The following is a 24,227-nucleotide window of genomic DNA, read 5'->3' as shown; positions in this document are numbered from 1 at the left end:
TGAACCAAATTGGGACCAACTGATCCTACAAGGTTTCCAATTTGATAATCGTATAAGGTTGTCAAAGATTTAGAAATTACTTGCAATTATCTTAAAGTTTTTGCACCAGAATATTTCTTTAGTACAGATATAGAAACGCTTCCCTTTCCGATGAAATCAATAAGCTTTGTTCCAAACCATTGGCAAATCAGGGCATACATGATCACTTTCCAATCGATCACGACACCAGCAACAAGTAATATCAAACTATTAATCCAAAATAATATGCTTCCGGGAGGTCGCTTTATAAAAGATGATATAATAAGTGCTAAAATATCCATTCCTCCTGAAGAAGCCCCCATTTTAAATAAAATTCCCACACTAAAACCGAATAAAAAGGCTCCAATTACTAAATCGACCCATACATTTCCAATTGGATGATGAATGTGTGGAGAAATTGAATGGATAGTGAAGGCAGCTGCACCGACACAAAACATCGTCCACACCGCGTTGCTTGTTCCAAGCCACTTGAAGGCTGCAATTACCATCACCGCATTTAATAACCAAATGCTCGTTGCAAATGGCACATCCCATATGTAATTTAATAACACACCTATTCCGGCAGCACCACCGGATGGAATGTAGTGAGGAAATAAGAAAATAGACATAGCTGCTCCTTGAATGGCAGAGGCCAATGCAAGAATGATTGCTTTAAATAAATGTTGCGACATAACTACTACATCTCCTTGTGTGTATCACAGTATTTCTCTTTTGTTTTACATTATATTAGTTCAATTATTAAGTGAAATATAGATTAGTGATAGTTATAATTAGAAATATTTATGATTAGAAAATGGTCAATACAGATCAAGATGCTAAAGCAGCCTTTAAACAAGAAAAAAACATTCAGAATGATTTTAATAGGGTTGAATTGCTAGGAGGGTATTAAGTGATTCTGCTGCAAAGATAAAGTAATATTAATTATTTTGATTAAACTGTTTTGATGTAAGTAAGAATTCTCTAATATTGTGTTTCGTGCTTTCATTACTTCGACTGTATACAACCAAGAATCACTTAAGATAGATGTCGAGACATTTTTAGCCACTCCTTTAAAACGGTCAATCCACAGCTTCTGAACATATATAATATAGTCGTTTTATTTATGATAAAGTCGTTTAAAAAAAGCCAGTCATGTTATTCAGCTAAAGGGGCTTTACCTGAAAATCATTAGTTGCATAAGCCTTCTTTTGAAAAAGGATATTTATCATCCCAAAGAGAATTTAGATAGAATGAATTTTTATATGGAGGATAGAAAGAATGAATATATATCTTAATAGAATTTCCTAAGACTTGGTAAATGCAAATTTGGATAATTATTGGTCAGGTTTTGATTCGGTTGCTTACGCACTATATGATAAGAGTTATGTTTATCTTTTCAATCATCCTAGAATGAAAAAAAATCAACAAAATAATTATCAAATTTTAAATTGGGATGAACAATTTATTGGGTGTACACTTATTCTTTATAATGATTATCCAACAGCAATTGTAAATATTGAATTGTTCGAGAATTATGAAAGTTTATATTCTATTCTCGTACACGAATTATTCCACGGTTTTCAATATGTTAAAGGCGAAACGCGGTTTGCGAATGAAATTTTGGGGATCACATATCCGTTAACAAAAGAAAATGTGGAATTACGAAATCAGGAAAGAGCCAATCTTTTTAGTGCGGTGTTAGAAAATAATATTATTAAAAAGAAACTATATCTTAATACTTTCATTGCCCTAAGAGAAAAAAGAGCTGTTATGTTTAAAAATAATCTATTATACGAAAACTTAATTGAGACAATAGAAGGACCTGCTTGGTATGTTGAACTAAAGGCTTACTCAGAAAAAACCCCAATAGATTACAAATCAGTTTTAAAAAAATATGGACAAGACCTGAAGGACAAATATGGAACTACTTCTGATATACGCAGGAGTTGTTATAGTTCAGGTTTGTTTATGTGTTTGTTACTAGATGAGTTTTCACCGGGTTGGAAGGAAAGTTTTTGGGGTAAAGAGGAAATATTATACGATATATTTAAACAGCTTTCGGATGATTTTATAAAAATAAGTAATGTAGGAATAAGCTCTGAAATAGAAAAAATACATTTGAAAACTTTGAACAACAAAAAGGAATTCATCTATTTGTTGAAGGTGAAATAACTGCTAAATCTTTTGACCCGATGAATATCGTCTCATTAGAAAATAGATTTTTACATAAGAACTTTTTAAAAGTAAGAATTAACAATGAAGACTATCTTGTACAACAACCTGTTATCGCATATTGTAAGGATGGACTTCAACATATAATTAAATTACACCTGATATTAAAGAATAATCCCATTGAAAATGTTGATTCACTTAAGATTGATGGAATCGGAGTAATAAAGGGAAGGTATGAGAAACAGGAAAATGTTTTACATTTATATGTGAATTAGGACCATTTCTTCTACAACGAACGGAGTGCTTTAGTTGAAGAAGATACAAAACCAGAAGTAACAATCTTTGAGGAAACAGTCTTATTTAAAGGTGAAGAGAAGGATTTATTTAACGGATAAAATATGTTAAATGAACACGAAAGCAGCTTAGAATATTTCTAGGCTGTTTTTGATCTTTATCCGATATAATCCGTATAAAAAATATCGAGTAAAAAATCAATGGATACAATATGATGTAATTGTTAAGGAGGGAAATGAAATGTTACAAGAGTTCAATCAATTAATGGATTACATCGAAAAAAATTTAACGGAAGAAATATCTGGAAAAGAAATATCAGAAATAGTTGGTCTATCTGATTATCATTTTAAAAGGATGTTTTCTTATATGGCAGGAATGTCATTGAATGAGTATATCAAAAACAGGAGATTATCGGTAGCGAATGTTGAATTAATAAACGGTGCGAAGGTTACAGATGTTGCCTACAAATATGGCTATCAATCAATCGAGGGATTTTCAAGAGCCTTTCGTGAATGGTGTGGCTTTTTACCTTCGGAAGTAACGAAAAATAAAATTCAAAAATCATTTCCCAAATTTTCATTCTTTATAGATATTAGGGGAGGAATTTCAATGGAATTCAAAATAGAAAAGAAAGAGAAATTTAATATAGTTGGAGTATTGAAAAGGGTACCAATACAGTTTGAAGGTGTCAATAATGCGATTTTAGAACTAGCTCAGTCCATTACTGAACAACAAAGAAATGAGATGCATAAATTAGCTGATTTATATCCTCATCAAGTTTTGAATGTATCTTATGATTTTGATGATGGTTACTTAGAAGAAAAAGGTTACTTAACTCATATGATTGGTTTTGCAACAACAAAAGAAAATCAATTAGCTGATTTAGAACAACTTTCTATTGAAGAAAGTTTATGGGCGATTTTCCCTAATCAAGGCCCATTCCCTGTTACCCTTCAAGAAACGACCGCGAAAATTTATTCGGAGTGGTTGCCATCTTCAGGTTATGAAATAGCCGACCTACCTGGAATTTCTTTTACAAAGCATGATGGGACTTATGAAAATGTATATAGCGAAGTTTGGATGCCAATAAAGGAAAAAAGTAAGCGTTAGTTATAACAATGAGGGTATAAGAGTTGTTTTCGAGTAGATGAACTGGTGTTCAGAAGAATAAAGGGTCATATGTATAAAACCTCATTTAAAAAGGTCACGGTGAACCTTAAAGGGTGCCTTAGTGAAAAAAGGAGTACAAAAATTATCTAATATTAAATAAAAAAGGACATTCCATTTTAATATTTTTCAGAATGGAGTTTGTATAAATTAGCTAGTTAAATAAATCTGATTTCAAATCAAGTATTACTCAATAATAGAAAGGCTTAGGAGTTGTTCCTAAGCTTTTTTGAGGATAAAAAAGCAGCTAATTTATCTTTGAATAGAGTAGCATCTTTTAAATAAGAAAAAATGGTGTGAAATTTTCACACCATCTCTTATTAATAACTTTGTTTATTTTTAAACGATTTTTATAAAATACTACCTAAGCGTTTAATGCCTTCGCGGATGACTTCTGGTGTTGCATTTGTATAATTTAGGCGCATTGTATTCACACCCGTTTTAGATGTGTAGAATGGATCGCCTGGTACGAAGGCAACTTTTTGCTCCATCGCTTTATGGAAGACGTCTAATGATGAAGTTCCATTATTCATTGTAGCCCAAATGAACATTCCTCCATCTGGTCGTGTGTAGTCCACATGTGCTGGGAAAAACTCCTCCATTGCATTTAGCATAGCATCGGCTTGATTTTTATATAACGCTATAATTTTCTGAACGTGCTCCGTATAGTCATTGTTTGCTAAATAATCATAAATGACATATTGAGAGAAAATATTTGTGTGTAAGTCAGTTGCTTGCTTCGCAGTTTCGATATGCTGCATTAATTCTTTATTTTTTGTAATGATAAAGCCAAGTCGCATTCCTGGTGTGACTGTTTTAGAGAAAGAACCTAGCAAAATACTATTTTCTAATTTACCAGCGCCAATGTATGGTAGTGGCTCGCCTTGGAAGCGTAACTCTCCATACGGATCATCCTCAATTAACGCTACATCATATTTTGATAGGATTTCGAAAATTTGCTGACGTTTTTCTTTAGAATACGTAAGACCTGTTGGGTTTTGGAAATTTGGAACTGTATACACGAATTTTACATTTGGTTGTTGTAGTGCATTCTCTAATTCTTCTAAGTTTAACCCATCATTTTCGAGTGTTACACCATAAAAGGTTGGCTCACTTAATGTGAAGGCTTGAATAGCACCTAAGTAACCAGGCTCCTCGATGACGATACCATCGCCTTTATTAATAAGTACTTTCCCAATTAGTTCAAGAGCCTGCTGTGATCCTGTTGTAATCAATACATCGTCAGCATGGACATCTAGTCCGTGTACTCGTCGGTATTTTGCAGCAATGTACTCACGTAAAGGCGCATAACCTTGTGTACCTGAGTATTGGAATAGACGACTACCGTTTTCCGAAATAGCTTTGTTCGCAGATGCCTTCAACGCTTCAACTGGGAAAGAAATTGGATTTGGAAGCCCCCCTGCAAAAGAGATGACATCCTCTGATTCTGTTACTTTCAAAATATTTCGGATGAATGAAGATGGCGTATTTAGTATCTTTTCTGAAAATTCCATAATTTATCGTTCCTTTTTTCTGATTTTTTAAAAATTATATCATTGTCATCATATGCATACAATATTATCATTGTATGCAAGACAATTAAATATTGTATGCAAAAAATGAGAGAGAAGGAGCTTAGCTTAGAATATGCCAGTTAATTCGTTTGAAGAATATCCAATGAGTTGGAAGCCGAATATTAGCGAAAGCTCGGCTCCGTTATATATAGCAAATGCTGAACAGCTGGAGCAAGATATAAAAGATGGAAAATTATCGCCAGGCACGAAGCTACCTCCTCAGCGTGAGCTAGCAGATTTTTTAGATGTTAATTTAAGCACGATAACTAGAGCTTTTAAACTTTGTGGGCAGAAGGGGCTATTTTATGCTTCTATAGGAAGTGGAACATTCATTTCATCAGATGCAGCGACAAATAAAATATTATTACCGACAAGTAATTCTTCACAGATGATCGAAATGGGCTCTGTGCTGCCAGAAAATCATGCGAATGAGGATATTACACGTTATATGAAAAAGATGATGAATGACCCTAATTTTAGCAAATTATTTCAATACGGACGACCAGAGGGAAATGCTTGGCAAACGGAAGCAGCCATGAAGCTTTTGGAAAAGGTCAACTTTCAAACGGATCAATCAGTATTACTTGGGGCAGGGGGACAAAATGCCATTGTTGGCACGTTAGCGGCATTGTTTCAGCCAGGAGATCGAATTGGTACAGATCCCATTACTTATGCAGGTATAAAAACTGCAGCAAATATGCTCGGTATCCAACTAGTAGCAATCCAACAAAGAAACGGAGAAATGACAAGGGAGGGGCTATTATACGCTTGTAAAAATGAGCATATAAAAGGTCTTTATGTTATTCCTGATTTTCATAATCCAACTACCCATACAATGTCGATGGAAACAAGGAAAATGATAGCGGAAGTTTCGAGGCAGAAAGACTTAATCGTTATTGAGGATGCGATTTATAGTTTTCTTAAAGAGAAACCACTAGCCCCAATAGCCTCCTATGCACCAGAGAAGGTCATTTATATTGCCAGTGTTTCCAAAACTATTTCACCAGGCTTACGACTATCCTATATCGTTACACCGCCAACACTACGTAAAAGAATAATGGAAACATTGTATAACATAAATATTTCAGTGTCTTTAATGATGGTGGAGCTTACGTCAAGGATGATTCATGATGGCGTTGCGCAATCCATTTTAGAGAAGCACCGTTTGTATGCCAAGCAACAAAATGCCCTTGTCGATCAATATTTAGGCGAATATAACATTTTAGGAGAAGAAGAATGTATTTTCAGATGGCTTATACTTCCCGAAAAATTCACTAGCGTTCAGTTTGAATTGCTAGCAGCAAAAGCGGGTGTGCAAGTGTACGCAGCTGAACGTTTTGCCGTAGGAAATGCGAAGCTAGTAAATGCAGTTCGTTTGGCCATCACTGCACCTGAAAATCAGCTGGAACAAGCACTCATTATTTTGAAGGATTTACTTGAAAGTGATGGTGATTATACATTTGTTGATTAAACTAAGGAGGTTTATAATAAAGTTATGTAAAGAAAAGTGGCGCTTCGATAGCGCATACAGGGTAAGCCAAAGTAAATGAGGAGATAGAGTATGAATAAAGGAAGAATCATTTTACATATTGATCTTAATTGCTTTTATGCCTCTGTTGAACAAATTTACGATGCCTCATTAAAAGGGAAGCCTGTAGCAATCGCAGGTAATCCTAAAGAGCGTAGAGGTATTATTATTACTTGTAGCTACGAAGCAAGAGCAAGTGGTGTTTATACAACTATGAATGTCGGAGAGGCGCGCCGAAAGTGCCCAGAGCTAATTGTACTACCACCTAATTTTGAACGATATAGAGCTGCCTCCAAGTCATTTTTTAATTTGTTAAAAGAGTATAGCGACATTCTCCAACCAGTTTCAATCGATGAAGGATATTTGCAACTTCCTATAGTTGAAGGCCAGCATGTATTGCAACATGTACAACATATGCAAGATAGAATCTGGAACGAACTGCAACTCCCTTGTTCAATCGGCATTGCACCGAATAAATTTTTAGCGAAAATGGCAAGTGATATGAAAAAACCAATGGGTATAACCGTACTCCGAAAGCGCGATGTTCCCGCAGTATTGTGGCCGTTGAATGTCATTGAGATGCATGGAGTAGGTAAAAGTACAGCGGAGAAATTAGGTAAATTAGGTATCAAAACAATTGGAGAACTAGCTGTAGCTGATGAATATATATTAAAGCAAAACTTTGGCATTAATGGTCTGCGTATGAAGCAAAAGGCAAATGGTGAAGATGATAGACCAGTTGATCCAGAAGCAATATACGATACGAAAAGTGTAGGGAATTCAACAACACTTTCTCGTGATACGACAGATAGAGATGAACTATATAAAGTAATCGCAACACTTTCTGAAAAGGTAGCGGAAAGATTAAAGGCCAAGAAACTTGCTGGAGTTACTGTAAGTATTATGATTCGTTCAGCTGATTGGGAAACATGTACACGAAGTAAGTCTATCAATAACGCAATTCATTCAAAAGAAGATATCGTAGAGCATGCCTGGTATTTATTTAATAAGCATTGGGACGAAGAACCTGTACGATTACTGGGTGTTACTGTATCGAATGTCAGTGATATTAAAGAAACGACACAACAGCTAACGTTATTTAATTTTGAAGAGCATGTAAAAGATGAACCAATCCTTAAACTGGTTGATCAAATTGAGCAAAAGTTCGGAAAAGGAACGATTTTGCGAGGTTCAGATATTGCCAAACCAGCTGGGAAATATCAAGCAAATACGAGTTTTAGTAAGGACTTTTGGGACGAACATAAGTAGAATAAATGATCAAACTTTAAAATCAAACAGAAAACCGTCATTTACGATTAACCTTTTTTCGAAATGACGGTTTTCTATTTGTATTTAGATTGAAAGTGGCTTATTTAAGTGGAAATATTATATGTTCGTAGAAATTTCATTTTCCTTTTGTTCATAGTTTTCACGGCGATCTTTGATTTTTTGTAATACACTATCTAGCACATTCCGTTCAGCTAGCGTTTGATATAGGACATTTTGTACCTGTGCGGCTTCCTTGTTTTCTTCTTGATTACTTAGAAATTCACTGAATGTTCCCATATAATCATGGTAATCTATATTGGAAAGTGTCTTAGCAGCAACCTGTTTGTGCTCTGTTAACGCAGAAGTAAACTGTTTACGTGCCTCATCTGGTTGGGCAGGTATTAGTTTGATTTTACCTTTTGTATTTGAGTCTCCTGTGAAGTCAAGGAATTGATAATCGAACGCCAATGGTTTAGCAAGGGCGATATGAGCGTGAAGAGCAACAGCATGGTCAGGAAGTTTTTCAGTTATCTCACGAAGGATATCGTTTCCTTTGTCAAGATAACGACTGCCATCGAATGCAAGAACTCGGCCGACTTCTTCAGAGAAATAGTCTTGAGCAAGGAATTCCTGATCGTATCCTGTAGGTGGTAAAACCCGAAGTTTTAAGTTATTTGATACGATGTTATGGCCGTTTATTTGCATAGCTACTTGAATGTTATAAAATCCTGGGTCATCAATTAACCAGCCATTTTTCCCTACGGACGCGAAAATAGTTTCGTACAGTGATTCACCAGGCATTATTACCTTATTCTCTTTGTTCCATAAATATTGAACATGAGGTAGTAATCGACGTCCTTGTTTTCCATCTTTTTTAACCATTACAGTCATTCCGTATAAATCGGACAATATATGTTTATTGATTGACTGAGGTTGATTCGAAGTATTTGTTAATTTGATTTCAATAACTGCAGGTTCTAACCATTGGAATATAGACGTTTTACGGTTAACCCTCAATTCAAGATTAAAAGAAGGGTGAATAGAATCGATCGGTTGTTCAAAACCATGATCTACAGCCCAATCAGCATTACCCATTTGTACGAAGCGCTCAGGAGCGTGACGCAAAAACAAAAGCTCTTGATCACTAAAACGATACTCAAAGTTTTTAAAGAACTCCTTACCATTAGTTTTACTATCAAAATTGTAAGGATAATTCATAAAGCTTAGAGCCTTTGGTTCAGGGATAAGAGGGCGCTCTAAAGGTTCCCAAGGATGACCGAGATGTTTTTGCCAAGAGTGCAGAAGATTAAAAGCATGTCCCATCTCATGGCAAGCACACCAAAAACGATTGCGCTGTACATAAGCTTCAGGAGAGGGGTCACCTTTTGGTGGATCTGAAATAAATGAATTATTAAAAATGGCTGTCCCCTGACGATGATTCGGACCTATACTATCAAACATAATGCCGCCCAGACCATGGCCTTCTTCAGCTTCCGAATTGGCAAAGAATGTCCACATGGACCATTGGGGCTTATTTTCAAAGTGTGACCAATATACTTGCATGGCATCATGCATCTCTTGAGTGTTCCACTTTTTATCTTTTCTTGTATAATCTTTGGAAACGATATTATTACCGTCTGATATTTTCACATCAAACCCAGTGCGTTTGAAAACTTCAGAAATTGACAAAGTTTCATCCGGCAAAGATGCTGGCTTGTCTGGATGCGCGTGTGTTTGATATGTTATGAATGGCGTTGTACCTTCTTCAGCATCAAATTCAAATTCCACAGTGTGGAAGTGAGGAGATTGAAACTTGAACGTGCTAGTTCTGTCTGTCTCCCCTCCAATCAGAAATGCGACTTCTGCAGTATGCTGTTCAGGGATTGAACCGCGTGTTACTTGTATTTTTACATTTGTATAAGGAAATGATTGTATGTCGTCTAAGTATTTATTTCGAATATTGCCTGTCCAATTATTTGGTCCATTAGCTGTTAACTTGGCAATCCAATGAATAGTAGAAGACATGTCTGAAATAATAGTCCCGCTTGCTACCATTTGTGGGTAGTATCCATCTACATCGATGCGAAGTTCCTCACTGATTTGCTGTTCACTCCATGCATATAAGCCACTAATTGGTGCGAGGGGAAATTCTCCTAAACTGGAAGGGGTAATGGCTTTTACTAATTCTTTTGTTTCGTTCGTCTTGTTTTGATCCATCTTTATTACCTCCATGTTTATTATTTTTTTTCTTTCTTCCTCAATCCCAAGAGCTACAATGTTTCAACAAAAATGCTAAATGTGTTTCAAGTATTATATATGCAACAGAAACTATAAATATGACACTAAAAACACTATAAATTGGTAAAATAAATATAATATATAAAAATATAGCCCGTAACCATAGTGTGTGGTTGATTTCCGTTCCGACTGGGCGCTTTCCTGGGGGCGTCCGATGAGCCGCTTCGCTTCGCTGCAGGGTCTCATCTGTGACGCTAATCCCCAAGGAGTCGCCCTGTCTCCACTCCAATCAACTTATAATTATGGCATGTAATTTAATAAAATTATCCATTGCTTTAGGTACTGATTCAAAATATGTAATAATAATCTGTTTATTTCCCAGGTAATACAAGAACAAAGAAAGAAGGTGTGGTAATGCAATATAAGGAGTACGGTGATCTACAGAAACCACTCATATTGTTTATTCATGGGGTGGTGTTGGAGGGTGGATGTGGGATAAACAAGTCCAATACTTTTCCCATTATCATTGCGTTGTACCAGAATTAATAGATAACGAGGCTAGTAATACCTCTGATTTTACAATCGAAGATAGTGCAAAAAAGCTTCTAAGTTTAATAGAAGAAAAAGCAAAAAATAAGCATGTCATAGTAGTCGGATTTTCACTAGGAGCTCAAATTGCTATTCAAATGGTTAGCTTAAAGCCGCAATTAATAAATTTTGCCATCATCAACAGTGCTTTAGTGACACCTTCCCCAACTGCAGAAAAATGGCTTAGACCATTGATAAAATTAACTTTTCCCTTAATAAAAAATAAATCATTCGCCAAGCTTCAAGCTAAAACATTATATGTAGATCAAGAATATTTTGAGCAATATTATGAAGATACTTCAAAGATGAAAGTAGATACCCTTATTAAAATATTGAAAGAAAATATGTCGTTTGCCATCCCCCGTAATTTTCCGAAAGCTCAATGTAACATTTTGGTAACTGTCGGTGAAAAAGAGAAAGATAACATGAAAAAATCTGCGATCCATCTTGTGAATAGCAATCCTAATTGCCAGGGTATTGTGCTATCTAATATCGGTCACGGTGTTTCATTAGCGAACCCTGAGTTCTTTAACCGTTTTGTAGAAGAGTGGATGAAGGATGGCAAGTTACCAGATGGGGAGGTTATTAATTAGTGCATCGTAAAAAAGGGATTTATTCCCTGTTTCCTGAAGAGATAGGGGGGATATTTTAAAAATATATGCTATATTTATAAGTTGATTGGAGTTATTTACTAAAGAAAAATATGAGAAAGAAAAGATTGAAGCAATGGGAGTGATAAGAGGTTTTAGCCAAACGGATAGCATCGAATAGTCCTGTTCAGTAAAAACTCATCTAACCATAATTTTATCAAAGGCTTGATAGTATAGCTTAGAAGCCATTCCTTCGTATAGCACCATATTAATGGGGAATGGAATACTACCACAAACGGATGAGTGGTAAAATATAGTAATGGAGTAATTTTAAAAATTTGACCTAAGGAGAGAAGTACAAATGGGGAAGAAGAAAAAAACCTTACCGAAAAATTTCGATGAACTAATAGAAGCAGGCGATATACCAGCATTAAAAGAAGTATTTATGCAATGCGAATTAGATGCCCGTGGCGGTTACAGTAAATCAACAGCTTTGAGCTTTTTCAATATACCGAATGATTTGGTCCGCTGGCTCGTGGAACAGGGTGCTGATATAAATGCTAGTGACAGTTACGGAAGAACGGCTCTACATAAACATTCAATAAGTTGGTGCGGTAATACTGAATTGCTACTTGAGTTGGGTGCAGATATAGAAGCCATTGATTATCAAAATGAGACACCTTTATTTGCCGCTGCAGCTTCATTCAAGCCAAATGCGGTAAACACGTTGATTGCCAAAGGAGCAAATATCAGCGCAGAAAATAAGATGAAACAGACACCCTTAGAAAAAGCTTTGGCAATGTGTAGGAACATAGATATCGTCAACATGGCGAAAGTTGCCGATATTTTGCTTAACGCTGGAGCAACTGAAACGCAGAAAATGAAAGACTCTATTAAGCGAATTGGAAATGACTTTGAGTTTCACAGAGAAGGCTTTAATAAAGAATATTTGAATCAAACAGATGAGGCACTTTTACGTCTATATGAGCTATTTGATGTTCCTCCAGTAGGGAAACGAAAGACTCACGATGGCACCTCTCCGATAGCGGTATCAACAAAGGGATGGCAGGCGCAACACAATGAACTCTGGAATTTATTAATTCCTTCACAAGGACATGCGAAAACCGTACAGGGTGAGGTTATCCGTATTACTGGTAAAGTATCATACGAAATTTTAGATAACGGCAGTATCAACTGGGATAATCAATATCGTAAAATGATTAACAGTTTAGACCATTACTTTAGCTTGGGTACGCCCTTACATCCAGATGCACTTCTGGAGGCTGAAAGATTAGTGAAAGAACTTCACAACGGCAATGGTAGTAATGAGCCTACGAGACTATGCGAACTGGCGGTGCATTGGGTACTCAGCAATCCTAATCCTATTACTTTGGAACAGCCCAACTATAAGCGATAACTTATATACGACTTAATCAGCGTATACAATAAGTTTTTTTATGTACTATACATTCTTTTTTTTAAGCGTACACCAGTAAGAAGAGGGATGAAATAAAGGGGGTAATCAAACATGACGGAACGCGTACCATGCAAGACGGAATACTGCAGCGCAACAATTCTGCCGAGTACAGCAGCCAAAACAGGCGGCATCTGCATGCCTTGCCATCAGGAGCAAGAACGAAAAAAGCAACAAGCTTATATTGAGCAGCACCGCAAAACGGTGAATCTCTATGAAGGACTAACAGATCATTTAGACATTCTCAAGGTGATGCATGCACCAAGAAGGCAAGGTCCGCTTATCCAATACACTCCATATCCTTTAAGCATGGAGCAGATGTACATATCGATATCAGATTATGAAGCGAGCGGTATACTAGAATATGCGATGGAATTACTCGCTATTAACAATGAAAGTGAAGCAGAAGACATTTTATTATCTCTAGTATGCTATCGGAATGATAATATCTCGAATGCTTTGCCTAAGCTTATAGAGCGCGGCTTGTTTCATAATCCGATTGTTTTTAAAGATGCACCACAAGATATTCAAAATCAGCTTTTGGAGCGGGTAATATGGGATGAGGACAACCGAAATCAACTCCTTCTTGTGCTCGGCTGGATTGGTAATGCCATGGTCACAGAGCAGTTTCGGGAATGGCAATTGCAGCCGCCAAAATGGGCGGAGCAGTTGTATGTATCTCCTGAAACATACGCTCTTGATGGAGGATGGGAGCTTACCCCAGACGGAGAGAAGCGTGATCTAATTAACCATTTATGTTATGCAATCAGGCAAGCAGAACAACAGAATGACGATTTAACTGAAGTACACCATGCACGTTTTCTTGAGATAAGCCATTCAACATGCCCATGGTGCAATAGGAAGTTAACAAAGTTGATGGACGTAGCTACCTCTCATCCTTCCATGCAATATCTCGACTTGCAGATGGAGAATCTGCAGGTGATAACCTGTGATTTATGTGGGGGATTTAGCACGATATACATGGAGCTGGACAATCATGGCGTGCCTGTCTGGAGCCGCCATAATCAGGAACCTGCTTATCTTCCGGATATTGATGACGTAAACAGCAGTACTGAAATCCCACCTAGTTTAGTCCTTTCACATGAGCCGCAATCACCGTATTATGCTGCAGATTGGACCATGTCACAATTAGATTCGCAGATTGGCGGCCATCCAAGCTGGGTCCAGGATCCAGAGTATCCGCTTTGTCCTTGTTGTGAACGAAGAATGCGGTATATAGGGCAAATCGATTATGCTGATTTTGATGAATATAGTGAAGGCATCTTTTATATGTTTATATGTTCAAAGGATAGGATTACGGCAACAGTATATCAGCAAAGCTGAATAACGTTCATGTTGAGGTTAGCACCGTGTCAAAGGGGGAGTACTCTTGAATTGGAAGGAAGTAAAAAGTTTAAATTCATATGTACTTTTTTGTAAAAAATCTTGAATTGAATCTTCAAATTTAAAAATTTCGAGTATAGAGTAGTTTCTTTTAGATATGTTTACTCCGTACTCTGGAATGCTTTTTTGTCCAGGTTTGTCATAGTTTCTGTCAACAAATATTTCATTCGGTACTTCCCATGCTTGAGATGGAATAAGAAAAATATCTGGTAGTTTTCCAGCTTCAAATATCAGCAAAGCAAGATAAAGATTTTTATTTGTTATATCAAACTTGCTTTTTTGCATAAATACGTAGCCTGTACCTCTTAGAGATTTCACTTGTATCTCACAGAAACGGTTATTCTTATCTTTCACTACAAAATCTATTCCATGGTCATCCACTTCCGAGGTATAGACATCGCATCCATGTGAGGCAAACTCCATTTTAATGTAATATTCTGCATATCTCCCTAATTGTTGGGGTTTGAGTTGTGTCCAATTAGTATTTGGCATAATTATTCCTCCGAGTTATTCTGATTTGCAAGTGTTCTTATTTGTTGGTATCTATACCAAATAATAACATGCGGTGATAAATTAGTAGTAGACTAATTTGGAAATTACGTTACTAAGAGCTTTTTACAGAGAAGGAGACAGCTATGGAAAAGTATTACTTTAACCTTATGCAATTGTTTGAAGGCTATGTTCGGAATTACAGGAAATTGAATTTATCTAAATTACATAATCGTTCTATGTTTACAAAACGTGAAATTGATTATTTTGCTAATTTGGGAGAAATGTTGGGTTTTGATGCATTTATAGAGGATTCAAAGTTTGATAAATCAAAGGGACGTTCCCGACCGATGGACTTATCATGGTGGAAGTGGGATGCCAGAATTGATGATGAAAACTTTTTATACCTTGCATTACATTTAGAAAGAGAATTTATTTGTAATAAAGATGTAGAGACGATTGAAAAACTCTTTTCTAATACAGAAGAAGGCTATATTCCCCATAATGTCATTGGGATACAGTACATAGAATCAGCAGACAGAATTGATTATTTAAACGACTTAATTCTTCAAAAAAATATGATTCAACAGTCTAATTGTCTAATGGTCTATCGCTATTATGATAGTGATTTGGATTTAGAACGAGTTTGTGCGTATAGCTTTACTCCACAAGGATTGAATAAAGTGAGAAATGCTATATGTAATCAGGATGACTCTGGCTACTGGTATATTTGTTTTGATGAAGACTATGTACCGTTACAAAACAATAAAAGAATCACTAATTCAATTAAGCTTTAAAAACTTAATGGAAGTTTAGATAGGATGGAGCAACTGCCCCTTTGCGAGCATCGGAAAATTTATGTTTAGGACTTGTGTAAGAGATTTTTTTATAAGCACAAGTCCTATTCTTATTAAACTATCCTTGTTAGGAGAAGAAAATGAAGCTTATTCAACAGTTGCGTTTGATTGTTGGAGAGCTAGATTATTGTTGTCTTGTAATTGATTTTGTTGCTTAGCAAAAAAGTTTCGTACTGGGACATTTATGTAAAAGAACATGCCTATAACGAAAATCGAGAAAGCCCACCCTGCGAGTTGCTTATATATCAACATGTCACCATAACCATCAATTCCGTATTTTTGGAGTAGGTATACTGTTAATCCTGCCATAAAAAGTCCTCTAATGATAAAAATAACCTGAATAAATTGAAACCATTTAAAGATACCTTTTTGAAAAAATAATGCTTTGCTGTCCATTCTTGCATAACCTTGCAAATATACAAAATCAACAGCAAAATATAAAGAAAGAGGATGCTTAATCATTAGCGTAACAATATAAAGAAATGTATAAAAAAGACTTGATATACACCATTCCAAATCATTTGCTCTGCTGAACCTGATAGCAAATCAACCGTCGTACCTAGTGCTAGTGAGCATAAAATTAATAAGCCCGTAATGTTAAATTGCTTATCTAAAATAAAGCGGTAAATGGTATAAACAATTCCAGGAATAGTTGAAATCAGCATTGCTGTATAATCACCTAAAGGCTCTCTACCAAAATTCCATATAACATAAGGTAATCCTGCATAAAACATCAACTCGAATAAAATTAATTTTTTTGTTTGAACGTTGTCTTTTCACCATATTCTCCTCCAGCTCTATTCAGCGTGCACCTTTAGAGGTTTAAACTACATAATTTTGCCCAATAGTTAAACAAGCTAAATCATTTTTCGTAAACTAAATTGCTATGTTGTTTTAATAACTGAATAATCAGACGTTTTATTCTAGTATACTACATTTACAAATGGTATTTTCAACTTAATTCGAATCATAAAACTACTTTAGAAAACAGGTTTTTAACGTTACCTATAATTCATATATATATAGTAAAAGCTAATAGGGGTAGAAATCATTGGACAAACAAAATAGCAGATATAGATGGGTTGTATTTGTTTCTGTATTGTTTACTTATTTGTTAATGGCTAGTCAACGAACCGCCCCAGGACTGATTACAGACCAATTGATGAATGATTTTAATGTAACAGCATCAACGATTGGGTTATTGACGAGTATACAATTTTTTGTCTACACGAGTTTGCAAATTCCGATGGGGATTTTAGCTGATCGATTTGGGCCGAATTTTTTTCTAATTATTGGTGCTACTCTTACAGGTTTAGGGACAATTATTTACAGTATGGGTACACATGAATTCGTCCTGTTTTTTGCCAGAATACTAACTGGGTTAGGGGATGCGACCATATGGGTTAACATGGTACTAATTTTGGCCCAATGGTTTCAACCAAAGGAATTTGTTCGATTAATTGGCCTGGCGGGCATGACAGGAAGTCTTGGTTTCTTATTGGCGACAGTACCTTACTCCACGTGGATACTTTTATTTGGTTGGAGGGTAACATTTTTCTCAGTAGGACTACTATTATGTTTGTGTGGCCTTCTCCTTTATTTTGTACTTGTGAAAAAAACAAAACAAATTTATGGGTATGAGCGAGAAGTAGATACAGCAGAAGTGCAACGTGAAAAAACATCCGTTTTACTACGAAGAATATTTACTAATCCGCAAGCATGGGCTCTATTCTGTTGCCATTTTGGGGTAGTCGGCGGTTATGTAGGGTTTATCAGTTCGTGGGCAGTACCATATGGGATGAATATGTATGATATGACTCGTTCAGATGCCAGCCAATTGATTATGATCGGTCTTATCGGGGCACTTATTGGAGCACCTCTAGCTAGTTGGATTTCAAGTCGGTTAGAAACAATAAAAAAACCGTATATTGTCGTTCATATCATTGTTTTTTTAGGTTGGTTTTCTTTCCTTTTATGCAATGGGCATCCTTCCTTTTTCTTTCTAATCATTATTTTCTTTATCATTGGCTTTGGATATGGGGCAAGTGCATTAACCTTTGCAGCTGTACGTCAATCTTTTAAACTGGAGGAATCAGGAATTGTTTCAGGGATTGCGAATACGGGCGGCTTTCTAAGTGCTGTTTTGCTACCCATCATTTTTGGATATATATTGGATCATTTTCAATCAACTTCAGGAAATCTATTTGATGGCTATTACTATGGTTTTATCACGCCAGTTATTTTCTCCATCGTTGGTTTGATTGGAGTGACTTTATTTAAGGAAAAACATCAGAGTGTAGGACAAATAAATGAATAACCGCATTTTTAACTAGTATAGTAATTGAGGAAATCAAAATAAGAAAGCAAACAGGGGTAAATGGCATGGAAGCAAAGCAACCATTCTCTGCTCCTGTTTTTTATCCTTTGTCAACCTGATTTACAAGGTATATAAAAATAGTAAGATGTTAGGTATAATGATTAATTAAGAAAAGAAAAATTATGATTAGATTAAATCTAGTAAAGAAGGGGGAGAAAACTTAAATTGACAAATAATAATAAAACGGTTATCCGTTCTATGGATATATTAAATTTATTTATCGATCATACTGAACTGACATTTCAAGAAGTAATTGAATTATCGGGAATCCCTAAAACCTCAGCCTTTCGCATGTTGAAATCTTTTGAGGAAATGGAATTTTTAGAAAAGGGAAATGATGCAAAATATAGGTTAGGTATTCTCTTCCTTAAATTTGGACATCTAGTATCAATGCGCCTAGATGTGCGAAAAATTGCAGAACCAATTATGAATGAGTTACATAATGATGTAAAAGAAGCGATTAATTTAATCGTTCGTGATGGTGACGATGCTGTTTATATCGAGAAAATAGATACGAAGCAAAAAGTTCGACTCTACACAGCAATTGGTAGAAAAAGTCCTCTTTACGCAGGAGCATGCCCTCGTGCTGTATTATCCTTTTTACCGGATGCAGATATAAAGGAATATCTTGAATCGGTAGAACTTAAATCATTTGCAATGGGGACGATTACTGAAAAAGAAAGGCTTTTTGAAACGATTGTGCAGGCTAGAGAACTTGGTTATACAATCAGCCATTCAGAATTAGAAAATTATACATCTGCTGTTGCAGCACCGATTTACGATCATAAAGGAGAAGTCGTTGCGGCAATGAGTATTGCGGGACTAGAAACCAATTATCAAGGGGACAACGTTGAAATCTTCGTCGATAAACTTAAGAAGGCTACCGCACAAATTTCTAAACAATTGGGGTATGAACAGCTTTAAAAAATGGGTAGTCTCAAAAGTTATTTGAGATTACCCATTTTGTGTTGGAGTTGCTGATTTTTAAGAAAATAATATTTTCTAAATATGCTATAACCTTTTTAAACGGAGCCCAAATGCTAATTCATTTCGTTTTTTTTCTTGATGAATTAATGCCAATTGAGCTTCTTCCAGAGTGACCTCTTTAAAATAGACTCTACCATTTGCTTGCATTTGGGCTAGTGATGGCAAATCGGCAGCAATCACTTGTGCTATTTTAGGATATCCACCAGTTGTTTGACGATCTGCCATTAAAATAATAGGTTGCCCATTGGAGGGCACTTGAATCGTTCCAAATGTAACTCCTTCGGATAATAATTCAAATGGCTCTTTTAATTGAATAGCTTCTCCTTCTAATCGATAGCCCATTCGATCTGCGTGCGTTGTGATGGTGTAAGGTGTTGAAAGGAATTTTTTTAAACTCTCCTTATCGAAATGCTCATATTCAGAGCCTCTTATAAAGCGGATTGTTTGCGTTTTTTTAAATGTAACAAAGGATGTGTAATCAGCTGACCAAGGAAGGTACGTTGGTTCTTTTTTTAATTGTTCAAAAAGATCCTCTCCTAACTCTGATCGTCTATCTAATTCAAAGACATCATTCTTCAGCAATTTTCTTCCTTGAAATCCTCCAATTTCAGCACGTATGTAGGTACTTTTACTGTTCATCACTTCGGGCACTTGAATTCCGCCACTAAACGATACGTAGGCTCTGCAACCACTAATCGCATTATTAAATTTTAAAACAGAGCCTTTTTGAATTAAAAGTGGTCGCCACATGGGCGCTTCTTTGCCGTCTATTGTAGGTTGCAAATTACCACCTGTAATTGCGATCAGTTCATCCGTTTCAAATAAAAGGGATGTTCCATAAAGTGTCACTTCAAGAGCGCCTTCTCCTTCCGAATTTCCAACAAGTAAATTCGCAATTCGTAAGGAATTTGAATCCATTGCTCCTCCGACAATAACACCAAACTTTTGTAGCCCATATCTTCCTAGGTCTTGAATGGTTGCCAGCATTCCTGGCTGTAATACTTTTATGCCCATGTTTTCATCTCCCATTCGCTCTTATATTCTTCCAACGAAATTGGTACAAACTGAATTCGATCACCCGGTTGTAATAAGGTTGGAGGAGATTGTTCAGGTAGAAACAAACGAGAAGGTGTTCGCCCGATGATTTGCCATCCCCCTGGAGTTTCTAATGGGTAAATCCCTGTTTGATTTCCCGCAATTCCAACAGATCCCGGAGAAATCGATAACCGTGGAGTTTCTTTACGAGGTGTTGCTATTTGTTTGTCCATTCCTCCCATAAACGGAAAACCTGGAGCAAAGCCTATCATGTAAACAAGATATTCTACAGAAGAGTGAATGTTAATAACTTCATTAGGTGTTAAACCATGATAAGAAGCTACAAATTCTAAATCTGGTCCCATTTCACCACCATATACTACCGGGATTTTTACGACACGTTCCTTGCTTGTTTCAACTATGTGAGATTGATTCATTAAAGAAAGAATTGTTGCTTTCACCTTTTCGTAAGGCATTTCTCCTTCTTTTCCTATATTTGAAAAGTATACTTCAATCGGATTGTAATAAACCGTCACATTATTATAGGCAGGCACAACCTCGATGAATCCTTCAAATGGATTTCTTTCTAATAAGTTCAATATATTTTTAACTTTGTTGTGATTTGCCTCACTGATTCCTTCACCTACATGAATGACTAGTGCAGAATCACTCAAAGGTCTTATCTGTACATTCTCTTTTAAATTCATCATAAAAACCATCTCCTGAAGTTTCGTAATTCGGTATGTAAGTTTTAAATAACGGATTATTAATATTATATTTAAACAATAAACGAAAACAAGTTTAATTTAAATGAAAATTTCAAAAAAAAAATTATTTCTCAAAATTTTAAATTCATACTTTTCAGTAACAATAAAATATGTTAAGATTTTTTAAAATTTCAAAACTTAAGTTCCGAATATCGGTACAAATGTTTGTAAACGTATTCAGTGTAACTATTTTAGTGGGAAGAAAATGGGGGAAGAAGATGTTTCGAGTTGATTTAAACTGTGATTTAGGGGAAAGTTTTGGTCGTTATCGACTTGGAGAGCAAGAAGAAATCTTAAAATATGTAACCTCTGCTAATATTGCTTGTGGATTCCATGCTGGAGATCCAACAGTCATGCGAGAGACAGTTAAGCTAGCCATTGCTAATGGTGTGAAAATCGGGGCACATCCAGGATTACCGGATTTAAATGGCTTTGGACGACGTGAGATGAACATCACACCACAGGAAGCCTATGATATGGTTATTTATCAAGTTGGAGCATTGCAAGGTTTTCTAACGACTTACAATGAAACTATGCAGCATGTTAAGCCACATGGTGCACTTTATAATATGGCTGCTAAAGATCCAGCAATTGCTGAGGCAATCGCACAAGCCATTTATGATATTTCACCTTCACTTGTGTTATTCGGTCTCTCTGGTAGTGAATTAACAAAAGCCGGAGAAAAAGTAGGGCTTCAAACAGCCCATGAAGTGTTTGCAGATCGTACCTATCAGAAGGATGGTTCTTTAACATCTCGTAAACAACCTGATGCATTGATTACCGATAAGGAACAAGCTGTGAATCAAGTCGTGAGAATGGTGAAAGAGGGAATTGTGCTGTCACAACAGCAAATCGATGTCCCATTACAGGCAAATACTATTTGTATTCATGGGGATGGGGAACATGCTGTACAATTTGCAGAATATATTCATTCAAGATTAGCAGAACATCAAGTATCAGTATGTGCAATCAAGGAGGGGTAAGCCAATGGTAGCAAAAAAATCGGAAGTTAGTGAAGCGGGAATCGAGCAAGCGAAAAAAGGTAAATTTGTTAAGAAAACTGCAAGTAAAAGTGTGTTAATAGGAGCTGCCTTTTTAATGGCTACCTCATCTATCGGACCAGGTTTTTTAACACAAACGACAGTATTTACACAGCAATTAGCGGCTAGCTTTGGATTTGTAATTTTAATTTCATTAATTCTAGATATTGTCGCACAGGTAAACGTTTGGCGAATCATTGCTGTTTCCGGTTTACGAGGGCAAGAAATTGCCAATAAGGTGTTACCAGGATTAGGTGTTCTCCTTGCAATTATGATTGTTATAGGTGGTTTAGCATTCAATATTGGGAACGTTGCTGGAGCTGGATTAGGGTTAAATGCAATGCTTGGCGTAGATCCAGCTATGGGTGCCATTGTAAGTGCCCTTTTTGCTATTTTTATATTTATCTATAAAGAAGCAGGGAAGGCAATGGACAAGGTTGCGCAAATTGCTGGTGGTGTTATGATTTTACTCATGCTGTTCGTTGCTTTTAAAACTTCACCACCTGTAGGAGAAGCGATTGTGAACACCGTTTGGCCTAAAGAAATTAGCTGGTTTGCGATTGTAACTTTGGTTGGTGGATCAGTTGGTGGTTATATTACTTTTGCTGGTGGTCACCGCCTTTTGGACGCTGGCATCAAAGGACAAGAATCCTTGCCAGAAGTAACAAAAAGCTCTGTGACAGGGATATTGATTACTGGCGTAATGCGTGTTGCTTTATTTTTAGCAGTTCTTGGTGTTGTTTCAAAAGGTTTAGTTATTGATCCTGCCAATCCACCTGCATCTGTTTTCCAACTAGCTGCGGGTAATATTGGATATCGTATGTTTGGTATGATTATGTGGGCTGCAGCGATTACTTCTGTTGTAGGTGCAGCTTATACATCCGTTTCATTTATTCGTTCATTCCACCCTAACATTGAGAAACATCATAATTGGGTGATTATAGCATTTATCGTCATTTCAACAACAACTTTTACCTTGGTTGGAAAGCCTGTTAATGTGTTAATTTTAGTAGGTGCATTAAATGCACTGGTTTTACCATTAGCACTTGGCATTATATTAGTTGCTACACACAAAAAAGAAATTGTTGGTACATATAAGCATCCACGTTGGTTAACTGTAACTGGAGCAATTGTAGTTGTACTTATGGGATATCTCAGCATTAATACATTAATTGAAGAAATCCCTAAAATTTTTAGTTAATCTAACAACCAACCATCCATCCATGTGCATCTTTTCATGGATGGTTATTTTATAAGGAGTGAATTGATGATGATAAAATATAGTGCTTTAGAGCCGAATGAAATCCGTAAACTTATTCGCAATCAAGAAATTTCTGGACCAACTTCTGGCATGGCGATTGGATTTACACAAGCAAACTTAGTGATTTTGAAGAAGGAGCATGCCTTTGACTTTCTACTATTTTGTCAGCGAAACCCAAAGCCATGCCCATTATTAGACGTGACAGAACCTGGATCATTTAACCCTTCAAAAATTGCTAAAAATGCAGATATTCGCAAGGATATTCCGAAATATCGTATTTATCGGGATGGTATTTTAACTGAAGAAGTATTAGATATTACAGATTATTGGGAAGAGGATATGGTAGGTTTTTTAATAGGGTGTAGCTTTACATTTGAAACACCTCTTCTTGAAGCAGGTATTCCAATAAGACATATTCAAGAAAACTGTAATGTGCCAATGTATAAAACAAATATCGCGTGTGAAAAAGCAGGTATGTTTGAAGGACCAACTGTTGTCAGTATGCGTCCAAAGACACCAGAGGATGCGATTCGTGCAATTCAAATTACTTCGCGCTTTCCAAATGTACACGGTGCACCAATTCATATTGGTAGTCCAGAACAAATCGGTATTACGGATATTTCAAAACCAGATTTCGGTGATGCCGTATCCATTAAGCCAGGGGAAATACCCGTATTTTGGGCTTGTGGCGTAACCCCTCAGGCAGTAGCAATGGAAAGTAAACCTTCTATTATCATTACTCATGCACCGGGTCATATGCTAATCACTGATATAAAGGAAACAAGCTTGAGCATACTTTAAAGTATATTCGAGGACATCTATTTATAGTAAGCGTCAAGAGGATGGACAAAACCAATTTCTGAAATCTAAAAAGCTGGCGAAATTTTACGATTAGTAAAGTTTCACTAGCTTGAATTTTTTTCAAAAGCGGCAGGGTGTCGTTCAATTCATGGATCTTGAGGGGAAAGAAATACGGGTCGTGACAAGTTTAATAGAAATCATTGCTTAAGATATTGCCAACATGTATAAATCTCGTTGGTCGATTGAAAGTTTTTTCCATTGGATTAAATAAAAAAATGATGATTTTTGTATTGAAGA

The 24,227-nt window shown here is 36.2% G+C and carries 22 protein-coding genes and 1 pseudogene; 15 read left to right on the top strand and 8 right to left on the bottom strand.

From position 1 onward, the window contains the following. Positions 1 to 86: 86 nt before the first annotated feature. Complete coding sequence (locus ABNX05_RS15410) at positions 87 to 710, bottom strand: YitT family protein (protein ID WP_349660531.1); 624 nt, start codon at positions 708 to 710, stop codon at positions 87 to 89. A gap of 634 nt (positions 711 to 1,344) precedes the next feature. On the opposite strand from ABNX05_RS15410, the gene ABNX05_RS15400 reads away from it, so the two are divergent. The 3 genes from ABNX05_RS15400 to ABNX05_RS15390 all read left to right on the top strand — a co-directional run bounded on the left by ABNX05_RS15400 (position 1,345) and on the right by ABNX05_RS15390 (position 3,594). Then, on the top strand, positions 1,345 to 2,190 hold the full coding sequence (locus ABNX05_RS15400) for a peptide ABC transporter permease (RefSeq protein WP_349660530.1): 846 nt from the start codon (positions 1,345 to 1,347) through the stop codon (positions 2,188 to 2,190). Positions 2,191 to 2,210: 20 nt separating this feature from the next. Beyond that, on the top strand, positions 2,211 to 2,465 hold the full coding sequence (locus tag ABNX05_RS15395) for a hypothetical protein (protein WP_349660529.1): 255 nt from the start codon (positions 2,211 to 2,213) through the stop codon (positions 2,463 to 2,465). A gap of 259 nt (positions 2,466 to 2,724) precedes the next feature. Beyond that, complete coding sequence (locus ABNX05_RS15390; RefSeq protein WP_349660528.1) at positions 2,725 to 3,594, top strand: AraC family transcriptional regulator; 870 nt, start codon at positions 2,725 to 2,727, stop codon at positions 3,592 to 3,594. 407 nt (positions 3,595 to 4,001) lie between these two features. Here ABNX05_RS15390 and ABNX05_RS15385 read toward each other — a convergent pair whose 3' ends face one another. After that, the gene (locus ABNX05_RS15385; protein WP_349660527.1) at positions 4,002 to 5,165 is read right to left on the bottom strand and encodes an aminotransferase-like domain-containing protein; all 1,164 of its coding nucleotides are present in this window, start codon (positions 5,163 to 5,165) and stop codon (positions 4,002 to 4,004) included. A 133-nt stretch (positions 5,166 to 5,298) separates the two neighbouring features. Between ABNX05_RS15385 and ABNX05_RS15380 the strand changes: the two genes are divergently transcribed. Together ABNX05_RS15380 and ABNX05_RS15375 are read left to right on the top strand one after the other, a co-directional pair. Beyond that, a complete protein-coding gene (locus tag ABNX05_RS15380; RefSeq protein ID WP_349660526.1) occupies positions 5,299 to 6,696 on the top strand; it encodes an aminotransferase-like domain-containing protein in 1,398 nt (465 codons plus the stop codon). A 90-nt stretch (positions 6,697 to 6,786) separates the two neighbouring features. Next, complete coding sequence (locus ABNX05_RS15375; protein WP_349660525.1) at positions 6,787 to 8,022, top strand: DNA polymerase IV; 1,236 nt, start codon at positions 6,787 to 6,789, stop codon at positions 8,020 to 8,022. A 117-nt stretch (positions 8,023 to 8,139) separates the two neighbouring features. Here the strand turns inward: ABNX05_RS15375 and ABNX05_RS15370 are convergent, their stop codons facing one another. Beyond that, the gene (locus ABNX05_RS15370) at positions 8,140 to 10,239 is read right to left on the bottom strand and encodes a hypothetical protein (RefSeq protein WP_349660524.1); all 2,100 of its coding nucleotides are present in this window, start codon (positions 10,237 to 10,239) and stop codon (positions 8,140 to 8,142) included. 435 nt (positions 10,240 to 10,674) lie between these two features. Between ABNX05_RS15370 and ABNX05_RS15365 the strand changes: the two are divergent. The 3 genes and pseudogenes from ABNX05_RS15365 (at position 10,675) to ABNX05_RS15355 (ending at position 14,256) form a co-directional block, all read left to right on the top strand. Beyond that, a pseudogene (locus ABNX05_RS15365) lies at positions 10,675 to 11,441 on the top strand (alpha/beta fold hydrolase). Positions 11,442 to 11,799: 358 nt separating this feature from the next. Beyond that, entirely contained in the window at positions 11,800 to 12,855 is a 1,056-nt protein-coding gene (locus tag ABNX05_RS15360) for an ankyrin repeat domain-containing protein (RefSeq protein WP_349660523.1), read from the top strand. Between the two features lie 111 nt (positions 12,856 to 12,966). Beyond that, positions 12,967 to 14,256, top strand: coding sequence for a DUF1963 domain-containing protein (locus ABNX05_RS15355; RefSeq protein WP_349660522.1), 1,290 nt, complete (start codon positions 12,967 to 12,969; stop codon positions 14,254 to 14,256). Between the two features lie 18 nt (positions 14,257 to 14,274). On the opposite strand, the gene ABNX05_RS15350 is transcribed toward ABNX05_RS15355, so the two are convergent. Beyond that, positions 14,275 to 14,808 (bottom strand): DUF4365 domain-containing protein, encoded by a 534-nt coding sequence (locus ABNX05_RS15350; protein ID WP_349660521.1) that lies wholly within the window; start codon positions 14,806 to 14,808, stop codon positions 14,275 to 14,277. 143 nt (positions 14,809 to 14,951) lie between these two features. On the opposite strand from ABNX05_RS15350, the gene ABNX05_RS15345 reads away from it, so the two are divergent. Then, the gene (locus ABNX05_RS15345; RefSeq protein WP_349660520.1) at positions 14,952 to 15,602 is read left to right on the top strand and encodes a hypothetical protein; all 651 of its coding nucleotides are present in this window, start codon (positions 14,952 to 14,954) and stop codon (positions 15,600 to 15,602) included. 147 nt (positions 15,603 to 15,749) lie between these two features. On the opposite strand, the gene ABNX05_RS15340 is transcribed toward ABNX05_RS15345, so the two are convergent. Further along, on the bottom strand, positions 15,750 to 16,124 hold the full coding sequence (locus tag ABNX05_RS15340; RefSeq protein WP_349660519.1) for a hypothetical protein: 375 nt from the start codon (positions 16,122 to 16,124) through the stop codon (positions 15,750 to 15,752). After that, a complete protein-coding gene (locus ABNX05_RS15335; RefSeq protein WP_349660603.1) occupies positions 16,124 to 16,396 on the bottom strand; it encodes a VC0807 family protein in 273 nt (90 codons plus the stop codon). The genes ABNX05_RS15340 and ABNX05_RS15335 overlap by 1 nt, the downstream gene beginning before the upstream one ends. 317 nt (positions 16,397 to 16,713) lie before the next feature. Between ABNX05_RS15335 and ABNX05_RS15330 the strand changes: the two genes are divergently transcribed. Further along, positions 16,714 to 17,979, top strand: coding sequence for an MFS transporter (locus ABNX05_RS15330; RefSeq protein WP_349660518.1), 1,266 nt, complete (start codon positions 16,714 to 16,716; stop codon positions 17,977 to 17,979). Positions 17,980 to 18,204: 225 nt separating this feature from the next. Next, positions 18,205 to 18,963: an IclR family transcriptional regulator gene (locus tag ABNX05_RS15325; RefSeq protein WP_349660517.1), complete on the top strand. Its 759-nt coding sequence runs from the start codon at positions 18,205 to 18,207 to the stop codon at positions 18,961 to 18,963. Positions 18,964 to 19,050: 87 nt separating this feature from the next. Here the strand turns inward: ABNX05_RS15325 and ABNX05_RS15320 are convergent, their stop codons facing one another. Both ABNX05_RS15320 and pxpB read right to left on the bottom strand, forming a co-directional pair. Next, complete coding sequence (locus ABNX05_RS15320; RefSeq protein ID WP_349660516.1) at positions 19,051 to 20,040, bottom strand: 5-oxoprolinase subunit C family protein; 990 nt, start codon at positions 20,038 to 20,040, stop codon at positions 19,051 to 19,053. Continuing rightward, on the bottom strand, positions 20,031 to 20,771 hold the full coding sequence (gene pxpB / locus ABNX05_RS15315; protein ID WP_349660515.1) for a 5-oxoprolinase subunit PxpB: 741 nt from the start codon (positions 20,769 to 20,771) through the stop codon (positions 20,031 to 20,033). The genes ABNX05_RS15320 and pxpB overlap by 10 nt, the downstream gene beginning before the upstream one ends. Before the next feature lie 275 nt (positions 20,772 to 21,046). On the opposite strand from pxpB, the gene ABNX05_RS15310 reads away from it, so the two are divergent. The 4 genes from ABNX05_RS15310 to ABNX05_RS15295 all read left to right on the top strand — a co-directional run bounded on the left by ABNX05_RS15310 (position 21,047) and on the right by ABNX05_RS15295 (position 24,201). Then, positions 21,047 to 21,811 (top strand): LamB/YcsF family protein, encoded by a 765-nt coding sequence (locus tag ABNX05_RS15310; RefSeq protein ID WP_349660514.1) that lies wholly within the window; start codon positions 21,047 to 21,049, stop codon positions 21,809 to 21,811. Positions 21,812 to 21,815: 4 nt separating this feature from the next. Next, positions 21,816 to 23,069 (top strand): NRAMP family divalent metal transporter, encoded by a 1,254-nt coding sequence (locus tag ABNX05_RS15305; protein WP_349660513.1) that lies wholly within the window; start codon positions 21,816 to 21,818, stop codon positions 23,067 to 23,069. A 69-nt stretch (positions 23,070 to 23,138) separates the two neighbouring features. Beyond that, the gene (locus ABNX05_RS15300; protein ID WP_349660602.1) at positions 23,139 to 23,930 is read left to right on the top strand and encodes a putative hydro-lyase; all 792 of its coding nucleotides are present in this window, start codon (positions 23,139 to 23,141) and stop codon (positions 23,928 to 23,930) included. Positions 23,931 to 24,141: 211 nt separating this feature from the next. After that, the gene (locus ABNX05_RS15295) at positions 24,142 to 24,201 is read left to right on the top strand and encodes a hypothetical protein (RefSeq protein ID WP_349660601.1); all 60 of its coding nucleotides are present in this window, start codon (positions 24,142 to 24,144) and stop codon (positions 24,199 to 24,201) included. Positions 24,202 to 24,227: the final 26 nt, after the last annotated feature.

The organism is Lysinibacillus zambalensis, from assembly GCF_040183165.1.
GTDB lineage: Bacteria > Bacillota > Bacilli > Bacillales_A > Planococcaceae > Lysinibacillus > Lysinibacillus zambalensis.
Note: the sequence above shows the minus strand (reverse complement) of the source record. Positions and strands in the feature narration are given on the sequence as shown.